The organism is Sulfitobacter sp. CW3, from assembly GCF_019392245.1.
GTDB lineage: Bacteria > Pseudomonadota > Alphaproteobacteria > Rhodobacterales > Rhodobacteraceae > Sulfitobacter.
The window spans coordinates 1-236 of record NZ_JAHXRL010000562.1; the positions used below are offsets into that span (position 1 = coordinate 1).

The 236-nt window shown below is 66.9% G+C and carries 1 pseudogene; it reads left to right on the top strand.

Annotation, left to right across the window (positions count from 1 at the left end):
* Positions 1–236 (top strand): annotated as a pseudogene (locus tag KZZ06_RS22235) (ABC transporter substrate-binding protein); the annotation flags it as partial.

The following is a 236-nucleotide window of genomic DNA, read 5'->3' on the forward strand; positions in this document are numbered from 1 at the left end:
GCTTCGGCATCCCCAAGACCCTGAGCGGCAAGAAGCTCGACGCCGCCTACGATTTCATCAACTGGTTCCTGTCGGGCTGGGCCGGGGCCTACCTCAACCGGCAGGGCTACTACTCGGCCGTGCTGGAGACCGCCCAGGCGAACATGCAGCCCTACGAGTGGGCCTTCTGGATGGAGGGGAAGCCCGCCGAGAAGGACATCCTCGGCCCCGACGGCACCCTGATCGAGACGGCCGGC